This window comes from Actinoplanes sp. NPDC051861 (assembly GCF_040681145.1).
In the GTDB taxonomy this organism is placed as follows: Bacteria; Actinomycetota; Actinomycetes; order Mycobacteriales; family Micromonosporaceae; genus Actinoplanes.
Genome location: NZ_JBFAYE010000032.1, coordinates 29,416 through 46,389, shown reverse-complemented (window position 1 = coordinate 46,389; position 16,974 = coordinate 29,416). Strand labels below are relative to the sequence as shown.

Annotated in this window: 16 protein-coding genes; 3 read left to right on the top strand and 13 right to left on the bottom strand. The window is 70.3% G+C overall.

What is annotated here, in order from left to right:
• Positions 1 to 271 precede the first annotated feature (271 nt).
• The 12 genes from AB0M02_RS44085 to AB0M02_RS44030 form a co-directional block, all read right to left on the bottom strand.
• Positions 272 to 1,474, bottom strand: coding sequence for a Gfo/Idh/MocA family oxidoreductase (locus tag AB0M02_RS44085; protein WP_364238495.1), 1,203 nt, complete (start codon positions 1,472 to 1,474; stop codon positions 272 to 274).
• Positions 1,475 to 1,483: 9 nt separating this feature from the next.
• On the bottom strand, positions 1,484 to 2,521 hold the full coding sequence (locus AB0M02_RS44080) for a substrate-binding domain-containing protein (protein WP_364238494.1): 1,038 nt from the start codon (positions 2,519 to 2,521) through the stop codon (positions 1,484 to 1,486).
• Positions 2,522 to 2,554: 33 nt separating this feature from the next.
• Entirely contained in the window at positions 2,555 to 3,553 is a 999-nt protein-coding gene (locus tag AB0M02_RS44075; protein ID WP_364238493.1) for an ABC transporter permease, read from the bottom strand.
• A gap of 43 nt (positions 3,554 to 3,596) precedes the next feature.
• On the bottom strand, positions 3,597 to 5,144 hold the full coding sequence (locus AB0M02_RS44070) for a sugar ABC transporter ATP-binding protein (protein WP_364238492.1): 1,548 nt from the start codon (positions 5,142 to 5,144) through the stop codon (positions 3,597 to 3,599).
• On the bottom strand, positions 5,141 to 6,364 hold the full coding sequence (locus AB0M02_RS44065; RefSeq protein ID WP_364238491.1) for an ROK family transcriptional regulator: 1,224 nt from the start codon (positions 6,362 to 6,364) through the stop codon (positions 5,141 to 5,143). Before AB0M02_RS44065 ends, AB0M02_RS44070 begins: the two co-directional genes overlap by 4 nt.
• Before the next feature lie 200 nt (positions 6,365 to 6,564).
• Positions 6,565 to 7,695, bottom strand: coding sequence for a YihY/virulence factor BrkB family protein (locus AB0M02_RS44060; RefSeq protein ID WP_364238490.1), 1,131 nt, complete (start codon positions 7,693 to 7,695; stop codon positions 6,565 to 6,567).
• Between the two features lie 120 nt (positions 7,696 to 7,815).
• Positions 7,816 to 8,607, bottom strand: coding sequence for an ABC transporter permease (locus tag AB0M02_RS44055; RefSeq protein ID WP_364238489.1), 792 nt, complete (start codon positions 8,605 to 8,607; stop codon positions 7,816 to 7,818).
• 1 nt (position 8,608) lies between these two features.
• Positions 8,609 to 9,367, bottom strand: coding sequence for an ABC transporter permease (locus tag AB0M02_RS44050; RefSeq protein WP_364238488.1), 759 nt, complete (start codon positions 9,365 to 9,367; stop codon positions 8,609 to 8,611).
• A complete protein-coding gene (locus AB0M02_RS44045) occupies positions 9,367 to 10,290 on the bottom strand; it encodes an ABC transporter ATP-binding protein (protein ID WP_364238487.1) in 924 nt (307 codons plus the stop codon). Before AB0M02_RS44045 ends, AB0M02_RS44050 begins: the two co-directional genes overlap by 1 nt.
• Before the next feature lie 10 nt (positions 10,291 to 10,300).
• Positions 10,301 to 10,825 carry a hypothetical protein gene (locus tag AB0M02_RS44040; protein WP_364238486.1) on the bottom strand — a complete coding sequence of 175 codons (525 nt, stop codon included), beginning with the start codon at positions 10,823 to 10,825 and terminating at the stop codon, positions 10,301 to 10,303.
• A complete protein-coding gene (dnaG, locus tag AB0M02_RS44035; RefSeq protein WP_364238485.1) occupies positions 10,822 to 12,681 on the bottom strand; it encodes a DNA primase in 1,860 nt (619 codons plus the stop codon). The genes AB0M02_RS44040 and dnaG overlap by 4 nt, the downstream gene beginning before the upstream one ends.
• Positions 12,682 to 12,715: 34 nt before the next feature.
• Positions 12,716 to 13,930, bottom strand: a complete 1,215-nt coding sequence (locus AB0M02_RS44030; RefSeq protein WP_364238484.1) for a deoxyguanosinetriphosphate triphosphohydrolase — start codon at positions 13,928 to 13,930, stop codon at positions 12,716 to 12,718.
• A gap of 45 nt (positions 13,931 to 13,975) precedes the next feature.
• Between AB0M02_RS44030 and AB0M02_RS44025 the strand changes: the two genes are divergently transcribed.
• Positions 13,976 to 15,562 (top strand): methyl-accepting chemotaxis protein, encoded by a 1,587-nt coding sequence (locus AB0M02_RS44025; RefSeq protein ID WP_364238483.1) that lies wholly within the window; start codon positions 13,976 to 13,978, stop codon positions 15,560 to 15,562.
• Here the strand turns inward: AB0M02_RS44025 and AB0M02_RS44020 are convergent.
• Positions 15,552 to 15,908 carry a VOC family protein gene (locus tag AB0M02_RS44020; protein WP_364238482.1) on the bottom strand — a complete coding sequence of 119 codons (357 nt, stop codon included), beginning with the start codon at positions 15,906 to 15,908 and terminating at the stop codon, positions 15,552 to 15,554. The two genes, AB0M02_RS44025 and AB0M02_RS44020, sit on opposite strands and share 11 nt — an antisense overlap.
• Before the next feature lie 121 nt (positions 15,909 to 16,029).
• Between AB0M02_RS44020 and AB0M02_RS44015 the strand changes: the two genes are divergently transcribed.
• Complete coding sequence (locus AB0M02_RS44015) at positions 16,030 to 16,572, top strand: DUF4388 domain-containing protein (RefSeq protein ID WP_364238481.1); 543 nt, start codon at positions 16,030 to 16,032, stop codon at positions 16,570 to 16,572.
• A gap of 41 nt (positions 16,573 to 16,613) precedes the next feature.
• Positions 16,614 to 16,961 (top strand): hypothetical protein, encoded by a 348-nt coding sequence (locus AB0M02_RS44010; RefSeq protein WP_364238480.1) that lies wholly within the window; start codon positions 16,614 to 16,616, stop codon positions 16,959 to 16,961.
• Positions 16,962 to 16,974: the final 13 nt, after the last annotated feature.

The window sequence follows — 16,974 nt, the reverse complement described above, 5'->3', positions numbered from 1 at the left end:
GACCAGCGAGTAGGTTTCGGCGCGCGCCACCGAGAGAGCGTTTTCGGGGCGTCCACGCGTGCGCTATTTGAACAAACGGACATGCACTGTTCGCCTGCCCGTGCGTCTGACGCGTGCCGAAGCACGCCGGTGCGGATGCACGTGATGATCACCCGTGCATCCGCACCACCCGCCGGGAACCGGCCGGCGCGGGGCGCAACCGCGCCGTCCCTCGCCGGTCCCGGCGGACAACTCAGGGCGCCCGGGCAAGCCGGGCGGCCGAAAAGGAGCGCTACAGAGAGCCGAGCGGTTCAGCCGACAGGACCGGCTCGACCTCGATCCACGAGCCACCCGCGGCGGACCGCTCCACCGCGTCCAGCACCAGCTGGACCTGCAGCGCGTCGGCGAACGACGGCGCCGGGTCCCGGCCCTCCGCGATCGCCGCGATCAGGTCACGGACCTCGTGGGTGAACGAGTGCTCATAGCCGAGGCCGTGCCCCGGCGGCCACCACCCGGACACGTACGGGTGCTCCGGTTCGGTCACCAGAATCCGTGTGAACCCCTGCTCCGCGGCCGGCCGGGTGCCGTCGTAGAGCTCCAGCTCGTTCATCCGCTCGAAGTCGAACGCCAGCGAGCCGAGCGACCCGTTGAGTTCGACCCGCAGCGCGTTCTTGCGGCCGGTGGCGAAGCGGGTCGCCTCGTACGTGGCAACCGCTCCCCCGTCCAGCCGCGCCAGGAACAGCGCGGCGTCGTCCACCGTCACGTCACCGAGGGCGGCACCGTTGCCACCCGCCGCGGACAGCCCTGAGGACTCCGACGGCAGTGGGCGGGAACGGACGAACGTCTCGGTGAGGGCGGACACCGCGTTGATCGTCTGCCCGGTGACGAACTGCGTGAGGTCGACGATGTGCGCGCCGATGTCGCCCAGTGCACCGGAGCCGGCGATCTCCTTGCGCAGCCGCCAGACGAGCGGGAACTGGGGGTCGACGATCCAGTCCTGCAGGTACACCGCCCGGACGTGACGGATGGTGCCGATCCGTCCGGACGCGACCAGGTCCCGCATCAGGGCGACGGCGGGCACCCGTCGATAGTTGTACGCGCACATCGCCCGTACACCCTTGGTTGCTGCCTGGGCAGCGGCCGCCGCCATCTCTCTCGCCTCAGCCACCGAATTGGCCAAGGGTTTCTCGCAGAGAACGTGCTTGCCCGCGGCCAGCGCGGCCAGTGCGATCTCCGCGTGCGTGTCACCCGGCGTGCAGATGTCCACCAGATCGATCTCGTCGCTGTCCACGATCGATCGCCAGTCGGTGGTGTGCCCGTCCCAGCCGAGCTTCACGGCCGCATCCGCCACCTGATCGGCGGAACGGCCGCACACCACCGACATCCTGGCCGAAAGCGGCAGGTCGAAGACGTGGTTGACGGTGCGCCAGGCCTGCGAGTGCGCGGCCCCCATGAACGCGTAGCCGACCATGCCGACTCGCAGGTCCTGCGACATGTTTTCCCCTTAGAAACCGAGCTTGGCGTACTGGGCGGCGTTCTCCTTGGTGATCGTCTCGGAGGCGAGCATGATCTCCTTCGGAACCTGGAGCTCCACCAAGTCGCTCATTCCCTTGCCCTGCGCGATCAGGCGGGCCAGCGAGATCGCCGAGGAGGCCATCGACGGGCTGTAGGTGACGGTGGCCTTGAGCACGCCGCTGTCCGCCGCGATGAGGTCGATCGCCTGCTTGGAGCCGGCGCCGCCGACCATGATGAACTCCTTGCGGTTGGCCTGGTCGAAAGCGGCCAGCACGCCGACACCCTGGTCGTCGTCGTGATTCCAGATGGCGTCGATCTTGGGCAGCGCCTGGAGCAGGTCGGTGGCCGCCTGCTGACCGCCGTTGACCGTGAAGTCGGCGGCACGGCGGTTCGCGACCTTGAAGCCGTAGACCGCAAGCGCGTCGTTGAAGCCCTTCGTGCGCTCCTGGGTCAGCTCGAGCGAGTCGATGCCGGCGATCTCGCCGATGATCGGAGCGGAGACGCCCTTGGCCTTCATCTGCTCGCCGATGTACGCACCGGCGGCCAGACCCATGCCGTAGTTGTCACCCTTGATCTGCAGCCGGTACGCGTCCTGCGAGGGGAACGCGCGGTCCAGGTTGACCACCGGGATGCCGGCGCGCATGGCCTCCTCACCGGCCGCGTTCAGCTCCTTGCCGTCGTGCGGGAGCATCACGATGATGCTCGGCTTCTCCGCGATCAGCGTGGAGATCGCCGCCCGCTGTGCCGCCGCGTCCGAGCCGGCCTCGGTCAGCTTCAGCTCCACGTCGGAGTACTGCTCGGCCTGCGCCTTGGCGTTGTTGGTGATCGCCGCGATCCAGCCGTGGTCGGCGGCCGGCGCAGAGAACCCGATGACGACCTTCGTGCCGGGTGCCGCGTTGTCGTTGCTGGCGTTCGTGTTTACCTGGGCGTTGTTGGCGGTGTCGTTGGACGTACACGCGGTCAGCAGGGCGCCGGCGCCGACGGCAGCGCCGCCGAACAGAACGCGCCTACGGGACAATGAGGACATTATTGCTCCCGTTCTTCTAGCGAGCGAGGGGGTTTACGAGCGTTTGAACAACTGCGTGAGTGAGCGGAATCGGAACTGCTGGATCAAGACGGCGGCGACGATGATGCCGCCCTTGACCATGTTCTGGACCTCGGTGGGGAGGTTGTTGATCGCGAAGAGGTTGGTGATCGTGGAGAAGACCACGACACCGAAGACGGCACCGACGATCGTGCCGCGCCCACCGGTGAGCAGCGTGCCGCCGATGATCGCCGCGGCGATCGCGTCGAGTTCGTAGAGGTTGGCCATGGCGGCCTGCGCGCTGGTCGCCTGCGAGGTCAGCATGATCGCGGCGATGCCGCAGCACAGCCCGGAGAGCATGTAGAGCAGCAACGTCTGCCGCTTCACGTTGATGCCGGCGAGCCGGGCCGCCTCCTGGTTGCCGCCGATCGCCACGGTGCGGCGGCCGAACGTGGTCCGATTGAGCAGCACCCAGCCGGCCACCGCCACCGCGGCCAGCATGATCACGAGCAGCGGGATGCCGAGGATCCGGGTGGTGGCGATGCTGTTGATCGTCTGGTTCGTGGAGATCTGCGTCTGCTTGCCGGAGATCTGGGCGGCCAGGCCGCGGGCGGCCACCAGCATGGCCAGCGTGGCGATGAAGGGGACCAGTTTTCCGTACGCGATGAGCAGCCCGTTGACGAGCCCGACCCCGATCCCGACGGTGATCGCCGTGAAGATCATGCCCACCGCGCCGAAGCTCTGTGTGGCGACCGTGGTGCACCAGACCCCGGAGAGCGCGATGATCGCACCCACCGACAGGTCGATGCCGCCCCCGATGATCACGAACGTCATCCCGACCGTGACGACGCCGATCGCGGACGCCTGCTGCAGGATCGTCAGGACGTTGTTGCGCACCCAGGTCGCGTCGCTGTACAACTCCGGCCGCGTGATGATCCCGATGATCACCAGGATGGCGAGGACGGCGACGAGACCGAGGTTTCGTATCGCGTTCTCGTCGAGACGCTTCTCGTTCGGCAGTGCCTCGGCGATCATGCCGACTCCCCTTCCAGCAACGAAGCTTCCAGCGACGAAGCGGTCATGCCGGCTCCCCTTCCAGCAGCGAACCGGCCATGACCAGGTTCAGAACGGTGTCCTCGTCGATCTCCTCGGCCGGCGCCTCGTGGACGAGCCGGCCCTCCCGCATCACCAGCACCCGGTCGGCCAGGCCCAGCACCTCGGGCACCTCGCTCGACACCAGCAGCACGCCGACACCGTTGTCGGCGAGGCCCCGGATGACCTGGTAGAGCTCGGCCCGGGCACCCACGTCCACGCCCCGGGTCGGCTCGTCGAGCAGCAACAGCCTGGTGTCGCCGAGCAGCCAGCGGCCGACCACCACCTTCTGCTGGTTGCCGCCGGAGAGCGTGCGCACCGGGCGGACCACCCCGCGCGGCCGCAGCTCCAGCGACTCGGCGGTGCGGTCCGCGGCAGCGCGCTCCCCAGCCGCGTCGGTGAAGCCCGCCTTCGCGAATCGCGCGAACGACGCCAGCGTCATGTTCTTGAAGACCGGCTCGTCCAGCAGCAGCGCCTGGCTCTTGCGCTCCTCGGGCGCCATGCCCATGCCGTTGCGGACCGCCGCGCCGACACCGCGGATCGGCTTGCCGCCGAGCGTGATCGTGCCGGTTTCGGGCCGGCGCGCCCCGTAGACCGTCTCCAGCAGCTCCGACCTGCCGGAGCCGACCAGCCCCGCGATCCCGACGATCTCGCCGGGCCGCACGGTGAGGCTGACATCAGCGAACTCGCCGTGCCGGGTGACGTTCTCCACGACCAGCAGGGGGTCACCCTTCGCCTGCTTGGTGCGGTCGGGGAAGACGTACTCGATCGAGCGCCCGGTCATCTTCCCGACCAGCTCACGGGTGGGTGTCGTGCGGGCCGGCAGGTTCGCCGCGGTGGTCCGGCCGTCCTTGAGCACGGTGACCCGGTCACCGATGTCGCGGATCTCGTCGAGCCGGTGCGAGATGTAGATGACCGCGATCCCCTGTGCGGTCAGCTCCCGGATGATCCGGAAGAGGTTGGCCACCTCGTCATGAGCGAGCACGGCGCTGGGCTCGTCCATGACGATCAGCCGGGCGTCGTGCGAGAGCGCGCGCGCCATGCTGACGACCTGCTTGGCCGCGGCCGGCAGAGAGCGCACGGCCCGGCGCGGGGAGATCTCGGCGTGGCCCAGCCGGGCCATGATCTCTTTTGTTCGGTACGCGGAAACGCGCCGTTTAGTGAAACCGAAGCGACTCGGCTCATGCCCGAGGAACGCGTTCTCGGCGACGGAGAGGTCGTCGACGAGGTCGAGCTCCTGGTAGATGGTCGCGATCCCGGCGCGCATGGCGGCCTGCGGGTTGGCGGGTGCGAACGGCTCGCCGAGCCAGGTGACCTCGCCCGCGTCGGCGTGGTGGACGCCCGCCAGCACCTTGATGAGGGTGGACTTGCCGGCACCGTTCTGCCCGAGGAGGCAGTGCACCTCACCGGCACGCACCTCGAGCTGGACGCCGTCGAGCGCCCGCACACCCGGGAACTCCTTCACGACGTCCTTGAGCTCGAGCACAACCTGGGCTTCGTCCCGCTGCTCGGCGGGTGTCTCCGGGGCGGTCATGACGCCTGCTCGAAGACAGCGTCGCTGGCCAGCACCGCGGCGCCGGTCACGCCGGCCCGGCCGCCCAGCTCGGAGAGGACCACCGGGAGGTTGCCGGTGGCCAGCGGCAGCGAGCGGCGGTAGACGACGCTGCGGATCTCGGCGAGCAGCACGTGACCGAGCTGTGCCAACCCGCCCCCGATGACGATCATCGACGGGTTGGCGAACGAGACCAGCGTCGCGAGCACCCCGCCGACCCGCCGGCCGCCGTCGCGGATCAGGCGGATGCACGCGATGTCGCCCTCGGCGGCACCGTCCGCGACGTCCTTCGCGGTGATGACCGGGTCGATCTCGGCCGCCTTGGTGGCCCGGCCGGAACGCGCCGGCCGGGCGGCGGCGAGACGCGCGGCCAGTGCGGGCGACTCACCGGAGCGGGCCGCGGCGAGCGCGTCGCGGGCCAGCGCGGCACCGCTGAACAGTGCCTCCAGACAGCCGCTGTTGCCGCACGAGCAGGCCGGGCCGCCGGCCTCGACCTGGATGTGCCCGATGTCGCCGGCGCAGCCGTCCACTCCCCGGAAGACCGCGCCGGCCAGGTGGATGCCGCACCCGACACCGGTTCCGATCTTCACGAAAAGGAAGTCGTCGACGGAGTGCGCGACCCCGCCGTGCCGCTCGCCGATGGCCATGATGTTGACGTCGTTGTCCACCACAGCCGGGCATCCGTGCTCCCGGGCGAGCAGTTCGCGCACCGGATAGCGGTCCCAGCCCGGCATGATCGGCGGCGACACCGGCACGCCGTCGCGGAAACTGACCGGGCCCGGAACGCCGATCCCGACGGAGTCCAGCCGCTCGTAGAGCCCGTCGGTGCGTGCCTTCGCGAGCAGCTCGTTGACCCGTTGCAGTATCACTTTCGGCCCCGAGCGGATGTCAGCCTTCTCGTGGTAGGCCGCGAGCGGCTCCAGCCGCCCGTTGGTCACCTCGACGTCGATCGAGGTGGCGCCGAGGTCCACGGCCGCGAACCGCAGCCCGGGATGCAGCTCGACGAGAGTGGACCGGCGACCGCCGCGGGACGCCGCCATCCCGGCCTCGGCGATCAGCCCACCGGCCACCAGGCGCTCGACCTCAGCGAGCAGCCGCGGGCGGGAGAGCTCGAGGCGATCGCCCAGCTCAGCGCGGGAGACAGCGCCCTCGTCGCGGAGCATGCGCAGGATCCGCAAATGGGGTGCATCGGCCAGGAACAACGAACACCTCCGATGGAGTGGTGCCCGTCACATTAAGCCCGTTCCGTCTCCGAGGTCCATACCTTCTGCATGATCAAAAGAAACTTTTGCATAACGAAGCGAAAGTAAACGCGGTCTCACCCCGAAGCTGCGACCCCTCAGAAGGCCGGCAGCAGAAAGCCGCCACATCGGACGCGATGCGGCGGCTTCCGGGGAACGGGTCAGTTTTGACTGAGGCCGTGCTCGCTTCCCTTCTTGAGCTTGCGGGTGTCGCGCAGTTCGAGGAACGGCTCGTCATCGGCCGGGTGGCCGGCCGCGATGGCCCGGCCGCGCTCCAGTTCGGCGTCCAGCTCGGCGCCGAGCATGATGGCGATGTTCGAGATCCAGAGCCAGACGAGGAACGCGATGACACCACCGAGCGTGCCGTACGTCTTGTTGTAGTTGGCGAAGTTGGCCAGATAGACGGCGAACGCGGCGGACGCGGCGACCCACAGCACGACGGCGAAGATGCCGCCCGGGCTGATCCAGCGGAAGCCACCGGTCTTGGCGTTCGGCGACGCCCAGTACAGCACCGCGAACATCAGGCTGACCAGCGCGATGAGGACCGGCCACTTGGCGATGTTCCAGGTGGTGACGGCCACCCCGCCGAGTCCGATCTGCTCGCCGACGACCCGGGCGATGTCACCCGTGAAGATGACGATGGCGGCCGAGGCGACCAGCATGACGCCGACGAGCGCGGTGACGCCGACCCGGATCGGCAGCGTCTTCCAGACCGGACGGCCCTCGGGAACGTCGTAGATCGCGTTGGACGCGCGCATGAACGCGCCGATGTAGCCGGAGGCGGACCAGAAGGCGGCGAGAATACCGATGATCGCGGCCAGCCCCGCGGTGCCCTGGTCCTGCACCTGCTTGAGCACGGTGCCGACGAGGTCGCGCAGCTGCTGGTTGGGCGCGATCTCGTTGACCGCGTTCGTGACCTCACGCTGGCCGTCGGCGCCGACCATGCCGAGCAGCGACACCAGCACCAGCAGCGCCGGGAAGATCGACAGCACGCCGTAGTAGGTCAGCGCCGCCGCCCAGTCGGAGATGTTGTCCTCGGAGAACTGCTTGAACGTCCGCCTGACCGCCGCGACGATCCCCTTGGCCCGCAGCTGGCTGGGCTTGTCCGGGCCCTCGTCGGGGCCCACCGGCGCCCGGCCCACCTCCCGCTCCTCATCGGCCCGGGTCGTGGCGGCGGCCGCGTCGAAGTCGGCGGCACCCTGCCGCCGGGCCTGCTCACCGTCGGTGGCGTCGGTGCGCTCGTCCAGCGCGTGGCGGCCCGGCTCTTCTTCCGATTTGTGGCCAAGTCTCATGGCGGGGTTCCCTTCCGGGCGACACGGGTTTCCCAGCCGCCCGGCGCCGGGCTTCCCCGCCGCGACGTGCGATGACGGCCTGAATGTGTGATGCCCACCAAATGCTGTGAGTAACCACCGTCACTTGCAGAGCATCCTCTCCATGCGTCGGCCCGCGACCCGCAGCCCGACGGCCAGGATCAGGAGCAGGTAGACGACGTCGAGGACCTGGATCCAGCCGACCGTGCCGGTGGTGATGCCCCGGACCAGATCGACCGAGCGATACAGCGGGGTGACCTCGACGATCCAGCGCAGCACGGCGTGATAGGCCGTGGCGGGGACGAAGGTGCCGGAGAACAGGAACAGCGCGAACTGGGCCGAGAAGATCAGGTCGAAGTCCTGCCAGCTGCGGATCAGTGTGGACGTCACCATGCCCACGGCACCGAAGGCGAAACCCACCAGCACGGTCGCCGGGAAGGCGGCGAGCGCCCGCTCCGGCGTCGTCAGGTCCATGGTCACCATGATCACCAGGAAGGCGGCCGAGTAGACGCTGCCACGGATCATGGCCCAGGCCAGCTCACCGAGCGCGATCTCGATGGGGCGGACGGGGGTGGCGAGCATCCCGTCATACAGCCTCATGAACTTCATCTTCCCGAAGAAGTTGAAGGTCGTCTCGGACAGCGCGCCGCTCATCGCCGACGACGCCAGCATGGCCGGGGCGACGAACTCGGCGTAGTCCACCACCACACCGCCGGGCAGCGGGATGTCGCCGATCAGCGCACCCACCCCGATCCCGATCGAGAACAGGTAGAGCACCGGCTCCAGGAAGCCGCCCAGCATCACCAACCAATACGCCGAGCCGAGCGCTGCGACGTTGCGCTCGGCGACCGAGGCCGAGCGGCGCAGGGTGCCCTTGAGAGCGAGCGTCAGCACGTCACACCACCAGCCGTTTCCGGAAGCGCAGCACGGTCACGGCCCAGCCCGCGGCCGCCCACGCGGCTAGGAACGCCACCTGCCACACCGCGCCGGGACCCGGCGGGACGCCGAGCGTCGCCGCCCGGGAGAGGTCGACCCCGTGCCAGAGCGGCAGCGCCAGAGCCACCCAGCGCAGCACGCCGGGCAGCGCGTCGATCGGGAAGAACACGCCGGAGAACAGCGACATCGGCAGCACCGCGAAGCGCATCAGGATCGCCAGGTAACTGTCGGTCGTCACGCTCGCGCTGAACGCCATGACCGGCGTCGCGACGGCCAGCCCGGTCAGCGCCGAGATCGGCAGCACGGCGAGCGCCCAGGCCGAGTGCAGTGCGCCGAAGGCGGCCGCCACCAGCAGGAACGCGGCGACCGAGAGCAGCACTCGGAAGATCATGAAGGCCAGGTGCCCGCTCACGATGTCGAAGACCCGCAGCGGGGCGGCGGCCTGCGCGAAATACACCTTCAGCCACTCGAAGTAGCTCAGCACCGGCCAGGTGGACTCGCCGATCGCGGTCTGCACCGCCGTCGAGGCGATCAGGCCGGGGACGATCCAGTCCAGGTATGCCACGCCGTCGACGCCGGCTTGGACGTAGGCACCCACGCCGACCCCGAAGCCGAGCATGGTCAGCAGCGGCAGCACCACCGTGGAGAGCGCGCTGGAGCGCCACGTCCGCCGGTAGTTGACCAGGTGATACTCCAGAACGTATGCCGAAGCCGTCATCAGTCCACCAGCGTCCGGCCGGTGAGGTGCAGGAACACGTCCTCCAGGCTGCTGCGCCGCACCAGGGCGCTGGCCGGGCTCAGCGAGCGCCGGTGCACCTCGGCGAGCGCCTCGTCGCCGTCGGAGACGTAGAGCAGGATCCGGTCGGGCAGCACCTCGGACCGCTCGGCGATCCCGTCGAGTTTCGACGCGTAGGCACCCTGGTCCTCGGCCGGGAACCGCAGCTCCACCACCTCACGCGTGGAGTAGCGCTCGATCAGCTCACGGGGTGAGCCCTCGGCCGCGATCCGCCCGCCGTCCATCACCACGAGCCGGTCGCAGAGCTGCTCGGCCTCGTCCATGTAGTGGGTGGTCAGGACGAGCGTGACGCCCTGCTGCTTGAGCCGGAACAGCCGCTCCCAGACCAGGTGCCGGGCCTGCGGGTCGAGCCCGGTGGTGGGCTCGTCGAGCAGCACGATCTCGGGCTCGTTGACCAGCGCGCGGGCGATCGTCAGCCGCCGTTTCATCCCGCCGGAGAGCGGCTCGACCTTGCTGCCGGCCCGCTCGGCGAGCTGCACGAACTCCAGCAGCTCGGCGGCGCGGGCGCGGGCCACCCCGCGCGGGATGCCGAAGAACCGCGCGTAGGTCGTCAGGTTCTCCTGGACGGTCAGCTCGGCATCCAGATTGTCCAGCTGCGGGCAGACGCCGAGCCGGGCCCGGATCCGCGGGCCGTCGCGCCGGGGATCCATGCCGAGGATGGTCAGCACCCCGTCGGTGGGCGGCGACACGCAGCCGATCATCCGCATCGTGGAGCTCTTGCCGGCGCCGTTGGGCCCGAGGAACCCGAAGGCCTCGCCGGCACGGACGTCGACGTCGATGCCGTCGACCGCGGTGAAGTCGCCGAAGCGTTTGACCAACCCGCGCGCATGGATGAGAGGACTCACCCCGGGGACCTTACGGAGGGGGTGCGACAGAATCTCGCGCTGCGAGGACCAGCTCGTCGGTGGCTTCGACAATTTCCGGGCGCTCCACCGGCGTACCCGAATCGTAGCGAACCGCCCAGCTCAGCCCATCCCGCCCACTGACCCGGCGCCCGACCACCCGGACCGCGCCCTCGCCCAGCATGTGATGGGTCGTGTAGGCGACCGACCTCGTCACCCGCGTCCGCACCTGGTCCGGAACCTCGCCCGGCTCCAGCAGCAGGAACGTGACCGCCGGCCCGTCGACCAGCACGGCGTAGTCGTCCCGCACCTCGGCCACCTCGGCCGGCGTGATCCGCAGCTCCCGGCCCGACCAGGCCGCCTTGTGGATCTCGTGCCAGCCCAGCCGCTTCGTCGCGCCGGGCAGCCAGACACCGAAGTTCGTGACGACCAGGACACCCTCGTCAGCCGTGGCGCACCAGGCGAGCACCCGCTCCTCGGCATCCAGCGGCGGCCGCGACGCGGCGGGGAGGGACGGGCGCCGACGGAACAGTTTCACAATCCACCTGCTGCCTGGTCACGCAGGGCACGAGCCTGCTGTTCGAGCGAGAACAACTCACCGGCGAGCGCCAGATATTGATCCTTGTGCGCCACCGGGTTGAGCCGCTGCACCTTGGACTTGAGGTCCCGGATCCGGGTGGTCAGCGCGCCCGCCTGCAGCCGGGCCAGGGTGACCTGCACGTAGCGCGGGTCGACCGGCCCGTCGACCCGCAACGGCTCCACCGCCAGTTCGCTGACCAGCACCTGGCCGCCGAGGTCGCCGCACGCGTCGCGTACCTTCTCGATCCAGACCGCTCCCCCGGTGGCCGACGCCGCGCCGCCCGCCTCGCCCACCGCCGAGCGCACCGCGCGGAGAACGTCGTCGCCGTAGTTCTCCGGGCCCAGCGCGTCGAACATCGGCCCGGCCAGCACCGGCTCCTGCAGCGCCAGCTTCAGCGACTCCCGCTCGACGAGGCGCTGCGGCGAGTCCGCTGCGGCTCGCTGCGCCGGCTGCGCGGCGGCGGTCTCGCCGCGCACCGCGTTGTTCACCGCGCGCTGCACCGGTTCCAGGTCCATGCCCAGGTCACCGGCGAGCTTGCGGGTGTACTCCGGGCGCTTCTCCCGGTCCTTGATCTTGGCGACCAGCGGCGCGGCACGCCGCATCGCCTCCACCCGGCCCTCGACGGTGTCCAGGTCGAAACGCGCGATGGTCTGCCGCAGCGCGAAGTCCACCAGCGGCTCCCGGCCGGCGATCATGTCGCGGACCGCGAGGTCACCCTTGGCCAGGCGCAGCTCGCACGGGTCCATGTTGTCGGGCGAGACCGCGATGAACGTACGCCCGACGAAGCGCTGATCCTCCTCGAACGCCCGCAGCGCCGCCTTCTGCCCGGCCGCGTCGCCGTCGAACGTGTAGATGATCTCGCCGGTGAAGCTGTCGCTGTCCATCAGCAGCCGCCGCAGCACCTGGATGTGGTCGACGCCGAACGCGGTGCCGCAGGTCGCCACGGCGGTCGGCTCGCCGGCCTCGTGGCAGGCCATCACGTCGGTGTAGCCCTCGACGATCACGGCGCGGCCCCGTTTGGCGATCTCCCGCTTCGCGTGGTCGATGCCGTAGAGCACGTGCGACTTCTTGTAGATCGGCGTCTCCGGCGTGTTCAGGTATTTCGGGCCGTCGTCGTCCTCGAACAGCTTCCGCGCGCCGAACCCGATCACGTCGCCGCCCAGGTCCCGGATCGGCCAGAGCAGCCGGCGCCGGAACCGGTCGATCAGCGAGCCCGAGCGGGCCGGCTTGCACAGCCCGGCCGCGGTCAGCTCCTCGGCCGTGTAACCCTTCAGCCGCAGGTGCTTGGCGAGCGCGTCCCAGCTGTCCGGCGCGAAGCCGCACCCGTACTTCTCCGCGGCGTCCCGGCCGAAGCCGCGCTCGGCGAGGAACTCCCGTGCCTTGCGCGCACCCGGCGAGCCGAGCTGCTCACGGTAGAAGTCGACGGCGTCGGCGTGCGCGGCGATCAGCCGCTGCCGCTGCCCGGTCTGCGGCCGGGGCGCCGCGGGACCGGAGGCGTCGACGTCGTAGCGCAGCTGGATGCCGGCCTTGCCGGCCAGGCGCTCGACCGACTCGATGAACGAGAGGTGCTCGGCGTCCATCAGGAACTTGATGGCGTCGCCACCCTGCCCACAGCCGTGGCAAAAATAGACATTTCGGGCTGGGGAGACGTTGAACGACGGCGTCTTCTCGTCGTGGAAGGGGCACAGCCCCTTCAGATTGCCGCCACCGGCCGACCGCAGCGTCACCGTCTCGCTGATCACGTCGACGATCGAACTCCGGTCGCGGACCAGTGCGATGTCCTCGTCCTTGACCCTGCCCGCCACGGCATACATCCTGCCTCGCGCCGGAGGCGACCCGCCAGCAGGGTCAGCGGTGTGCCGCGACCAGGGAGCGGTGCCAGGCCACCGCGGCGGGATCGGTGAGCGACGCGACCTGGTCGATCACCACGCGCAGTGCCGCGGCGTCGTTCTCGGCGGCGGCATGCAGCGGGCCGAAGAGAGGGTCCAGCCTTTCGGGTGTACGCAGCAGCGCGTCCACCAGCTCCATGAGGATCGTCCGCTGCTGCGCGTACCACTGCTCGGCCGCTCTGGTCCGCATGACGTAGCGCAGTGCCATGCCCTTGAGCAGCGCGCACTGGTCGCGCACGGTCCGCGGCACCACCAGGTCCGCGTCGTAGCGCCGCATCGGGTCGGTGCCGAACCGGCTGTGCGTGGCGCCGACCGCGCTGGAGACGAACCGCCCGGTGAGCACGCTCGTCATCCGTTTGAGCGCGACCTGGGCCCGGTACCCGCCGTCGTGGTCCGCCACCGCGGTCACCGCCGGGTCGGCGAGCAGCAGCTCGAGCGCCCCGCCGAGTTCGTCCGGCGTCTCGGCGGAGTAGCTGGCCGCCACGTCGGCGCAGAGCGCGGCCCGCTCGTCGGCGTCGTCGAGCAGCGGCCGGAGCGTGAGATAGCCGCCGTGTATGCCGTCCTCGACGTCGTGCACCGAGTACGCCACGTCGTCCGCCCAGTCCATGACCTGGGCCTCCAGGCAGCGCCGCTCGTCGGTGCGCGGGTGCCGCAGCCACTCGAAGACCGGCCGGTCGTCGTCGTAGACGCCGAACTTGCGGTTACCCGGCTTACGGAACCACGGGTACTTGGAGCAGGCGTCCAGGGCGGCCCGGGTCAGGTTCAGCCCGGCACCGGGCACCTTGGCCTCGAGCCGGGTGAGCACCCGCAGCGTCTGCGCGTTGCCCTCGAAGCCGCCGCACGGCTGGGAGACCGCGTCGAGGGCGGCCTCGCCGTTGTGCCCGAACGGCGGGTGGCCGAGGTCGTGCGCAAGCCCGGCGACGTCCACCACGTCCGGGTCACAGCCGAGCCGGGCGCCCATCTCGCGGGAGATCTGGGCGACCTCGAGCGAGTGGGTCAGGCGCGTACGCAAGAAGTCGTCCGACCCCGCCGTGTGCACCTGGGTCTTGGCCGCGAGCCGCCGAAACCCGGCCGAGTGCAGCACCCGCGCCCGGTCCCGCTGGTACGGCGTACGGCCGTACCCACTGTCCTTGGCGGGCTCGGATGCCCACCGCTGGGCGTCGGGGGCCGTCATGATCTCCACCCTAAGCCGATTGTCCAGGATGCCGATGGGTCAACCGTGGAGTCCGATTCTCGCCGCCGCGGCATCACGATCGTCGGCCGTCTGGTGGTCCTCGGCGCCGCCGGGCTCCTGTCGGTCGCGCTGGTGACCGCGTTCGCCGTGCGCAACTCCGGGGACCAGGCCGAGGCGAACGAGGCGATCGCCACGGTCAGTGCGGCGATGAGCAACCAGTGGAACGCCGACATGATGCACGACGCGCTGCGTGCCGACGTGATGTCCGCGCTGGTGGCGACGACGGACGCGCAGCGGGAGGAGTACGGCGTCGCCGAGGTGACCGAGCACGGCGCGACGATGCTGGAGAAGTTCGACGCCGCCGCCGGGCTGGCACCGGCCGACCTGCTCGACGTCTACGCGCAGACCCGTCCCGAGATCGCCGGCTACGCCCAGGCCGCGGCCGCCGTCGTCCAGGCCGCCGGTACGGACCGGGCCGAGGCCGATCGGCTGCTGCCCGACTTCCTGGACCGGTTCTCCGCGCTGGAGGAGAGCCTGGGCGCGCTGGACGACGCGGTGCTCGCCGAGGTCGGCGCGGCCAGCGAGCGCGGGCGGGAGTCCTCGGCGACGAGCAGCACGTTCATCAAGGTGGCGGCGCTGATCGCCAACCTGCTGACGGTGCTGGTCTGCTGGCTGACGATCCGGGCGATCCGCCGGCCGCTGCGCGGGATGCGGGAGACCCTGCGGACCCTGGCCGGCCGCGACCTGACGGTCCGGGCGCCGGTCCTCAAGCGGGACGAGTTCGGCGAGATGGCGCAGGCGCTGAACGAGGCGCTGGTGTCGCTGCAGGGGACCGTGGCGGCGACCGCGGAACGGGTGGACACCCTGACCCGGGCCAGCGGCGAGTTGCGGACCCTCGCCGGTGAACTGGACAGTTCGGCGGAGCGGACCTCGGAGCAGGCGCGCAGCGCGGACGGCTCGGCCGCGCACGTGTCCGGCTCGGTGACCGACATGATGACGGCGACCGACGAGCTCTCGTCGTCGATCCGGGAGATCGCCAAGCAGGCGACGTCGGCGGCGTCCACCACGCAGGAGGCGACGGCGAGCGCCGACCGCACGGCCGAGGCGGTGTCCCGGCTGAGCGAGGCGAGCCGGGAGGTCGGCGACATCGTCCAGTTGATCACCAACATCGCCGAGCAGACGAACCTGCTGGCGCTCAACGCCAGCATCGAGGCGGCCCGCGCCGGGCACGCCGGCAAGGGCTTCGCCGTGGTGGCCACCGAGGTGAAGGACCTGGCCCAGGAGACCGCTCAGGCGACCGGCGAGATCACCGCGAAGATCTCGGCGATCCAGGAGATGACCGGCAGCACGGCCGCCGCGATCGAGGCGATCGCGGCGGTGATCGCCCGGATCGACTCCGGTCAGCGGACGATCGCGGCCGCCGTGGAGCAGCAGTCGGTCACCACGGATCACCTGGCCCGCAACGTGACCGCGGTGTCGGCCGCGGCGGCGCAGATCAGCGGCACGGTCTCGCACATCACCGAGTCCAGCGCCTCGACCGCGGAGGGCGCCAACACGACCCGGCACTCGGCCGAGCTGGTCACCGGCGCCGCCGACGACATCCGCGGGCTGATCAGCCAGTTCAGGTACTAGACCGCGGAGCGAGAACACAGAACTCGTTGCCCTCGGGGTCGGCCAGCACCACCCAGCCGACGTCGCCCTGTCCGATGTCGACCGGCCGCGCACCCATGCCCACGAGCCGCTCCACCTCCGCCTCCTGGTCGTCCGGGCGCAGGTCCAGGTGCAGGCGGTTCTTGCCCACCTTCGGGTCGGTGCCCAGGTTGAACAGGATGCCGGGCAGTTCGTCCCGGCGGCGCCGGATCTCCGCCTCGCCGGGGGTCTCGGTCACGATCACGTAGCCGAGCGCCTCGGCCCACCAGCGGGCCAGCCGCGGCGGGTCCTCGGCGTCCACCACGACCTGCTCCCACCGACTGGGCATGCGACCTCCCGGATATCGACGCGGACAGATCACGTTACGCGAACCCGCGCGGGTGACGGGCCGGAACAGCGGACGCCGGGTGCGACGACAGGGTTCGATGGTGGGCGCAGGATTCCGAAACGTGATTCCTGGTTCACCGGCGACCGCGTCGATGCGGCGCCTGCTCACCGAACTGGGCGGGTCGGGGCGTACCGGCGCGCTGCACGTCGGCGGTACCCCGGGTGGAGTGATCTACCTGACCGCCGGCCGTATCACGTACGCCGAGACCCCGGCCTGCCCCGGACTCGGTGAACGGCTGGTCGGCTCCGGCCGGCTGGCGCCACAGACCTGGCAGGCCGTTTACCGGGAGGGAAGCGGCCGCCACCAGGTCGGGCGTGTGTTGGTCCGCGACGGCTGGCTCGGCCGGAACGAGTTGGCGCTGCGCGTCGTCTCGGTGATCGCCGACGCCACCCATGAGCTGTTGCGGCAGGCATACGCCCCGGCCTGTTTCGTGCCCGGCGAGCTGCACTGGCTGGGACCTGTTGTACGACCGGACCATGACGCACAAACCGTGCGACTTGTCGCCGCAGTGTCACCGGAGGATGGCCCACGGTGGCGGCGCGGGTGCTCCGGGCCGCACGGGGGCAACGAAGCCCGGTACCACCGGGAGCGACGGAAGCGCTGAGGAGTGAAGTGCCCGGCGTCGATCACTGTCTACAGGAGGCCATGACGATCCCCGGCGCCGTCGGGGCCAGCATCGTCGACTACACCACCGGGTTCCCGGTCGCCACGACCGGGGCCGCACCCAATGCGGACCACGAGGCCGCCGCCGCCGGCACGGCCGAGGTGGTCCAGGCCGCCAGCAGCCGTTCGCTGTTCGTCTCGGCCGTACCGCACGACCTGCTCGAGGACCTGATCATCACCACCGCCGGGGGCTACCACCTCCTGCGGATCGTCCAGACCGAATTCGACAGCCGCCTGGTGCTCTACCTGTGGCTGGACCGAGTCCGCGGCAACCTCGCCGTGGCCCGCCACACCATGCAACGCCTCGCAAACGATCTGGTAGCGACCTGAGAAAGAACTGGAG

Excerpts from the sequence above, each read along its gene's own strand:
- dnaG (WP_364238485.1), bottom strand. The coding sequence starts at position 12,681 with ATGTATGCCGTGGCGGGCAGGGTCAAGGACGAGGACATCGCACTGGTC.
- AB0M02_RS44075 (WP_364238493.1), bottom strand. The coding sequence starts at position 3,553 with ATGATCGCCGAGGCACTGCCGAACGAGAAGCGTCTCGACGAGAACGCG.
- AB0M02_RS44070 (WP_364238492.1), bottom strand. The coding sequence starts at position 5,144 with ATGACCGCCCCGGAGACACCCGCCGAGCAGCGGGACGAAGCCCAGGTT.
- AB0M02_RS44030 (WP_364238484.1), bottom strand. The coding sequence starts at position 13,930 with ATGACGGCCCCCGACGCCCAGCGGTGGGCATCCGAGCCCGCCAAGGAC.
- AB0M02_RS44010 (WP_364238480.1), top strand. The coding sequence starts at position 16,614 with ATGACGATCCCCGGCGCCGTCGGGGCCAGCATCGTCGACTACACCACC.
- AB0M02_RS44060 (WP_364238490.1), bottom strand. The coding sequence starts at position 7,695 with ATGAGACTTGGCCACAAATCGGAAGAAGAGCCGGGCCGCCACGCGCTG.
- AB0M02_RS44085 (WP_364238495.1), bottom strand. The coding sequence starts at position 1,474 with ATGTCGCAGGACCTGCGAGTCGGCATGGTCGGCTACGCGTTCATGGGG.
- AB0M02_RS44080 (WP_364238494.1), bottom strand. The coding sequence starts at position 2,521 with ATGTCCTCATTGTCCCGTAGGCGCGTTCTGTTCGGCGGCGCTGCCGTC.
- AB0M02_RS44050 (WP_364238488.1), bottom strand. The coding sequence starts at position 9,367 with ATGACGGCTTCGGCATACGTTCTGGAGTATCACCTGGTCAACTACCGG.
- AB0M02_RS44020 (WP_364238482.1), bottom strand. The coding sequence starts at position 15,908 with ATGCCCAGTCGGTGGGAGCAGGTCGTGGTGGACGCCGAGGACCCGCCG.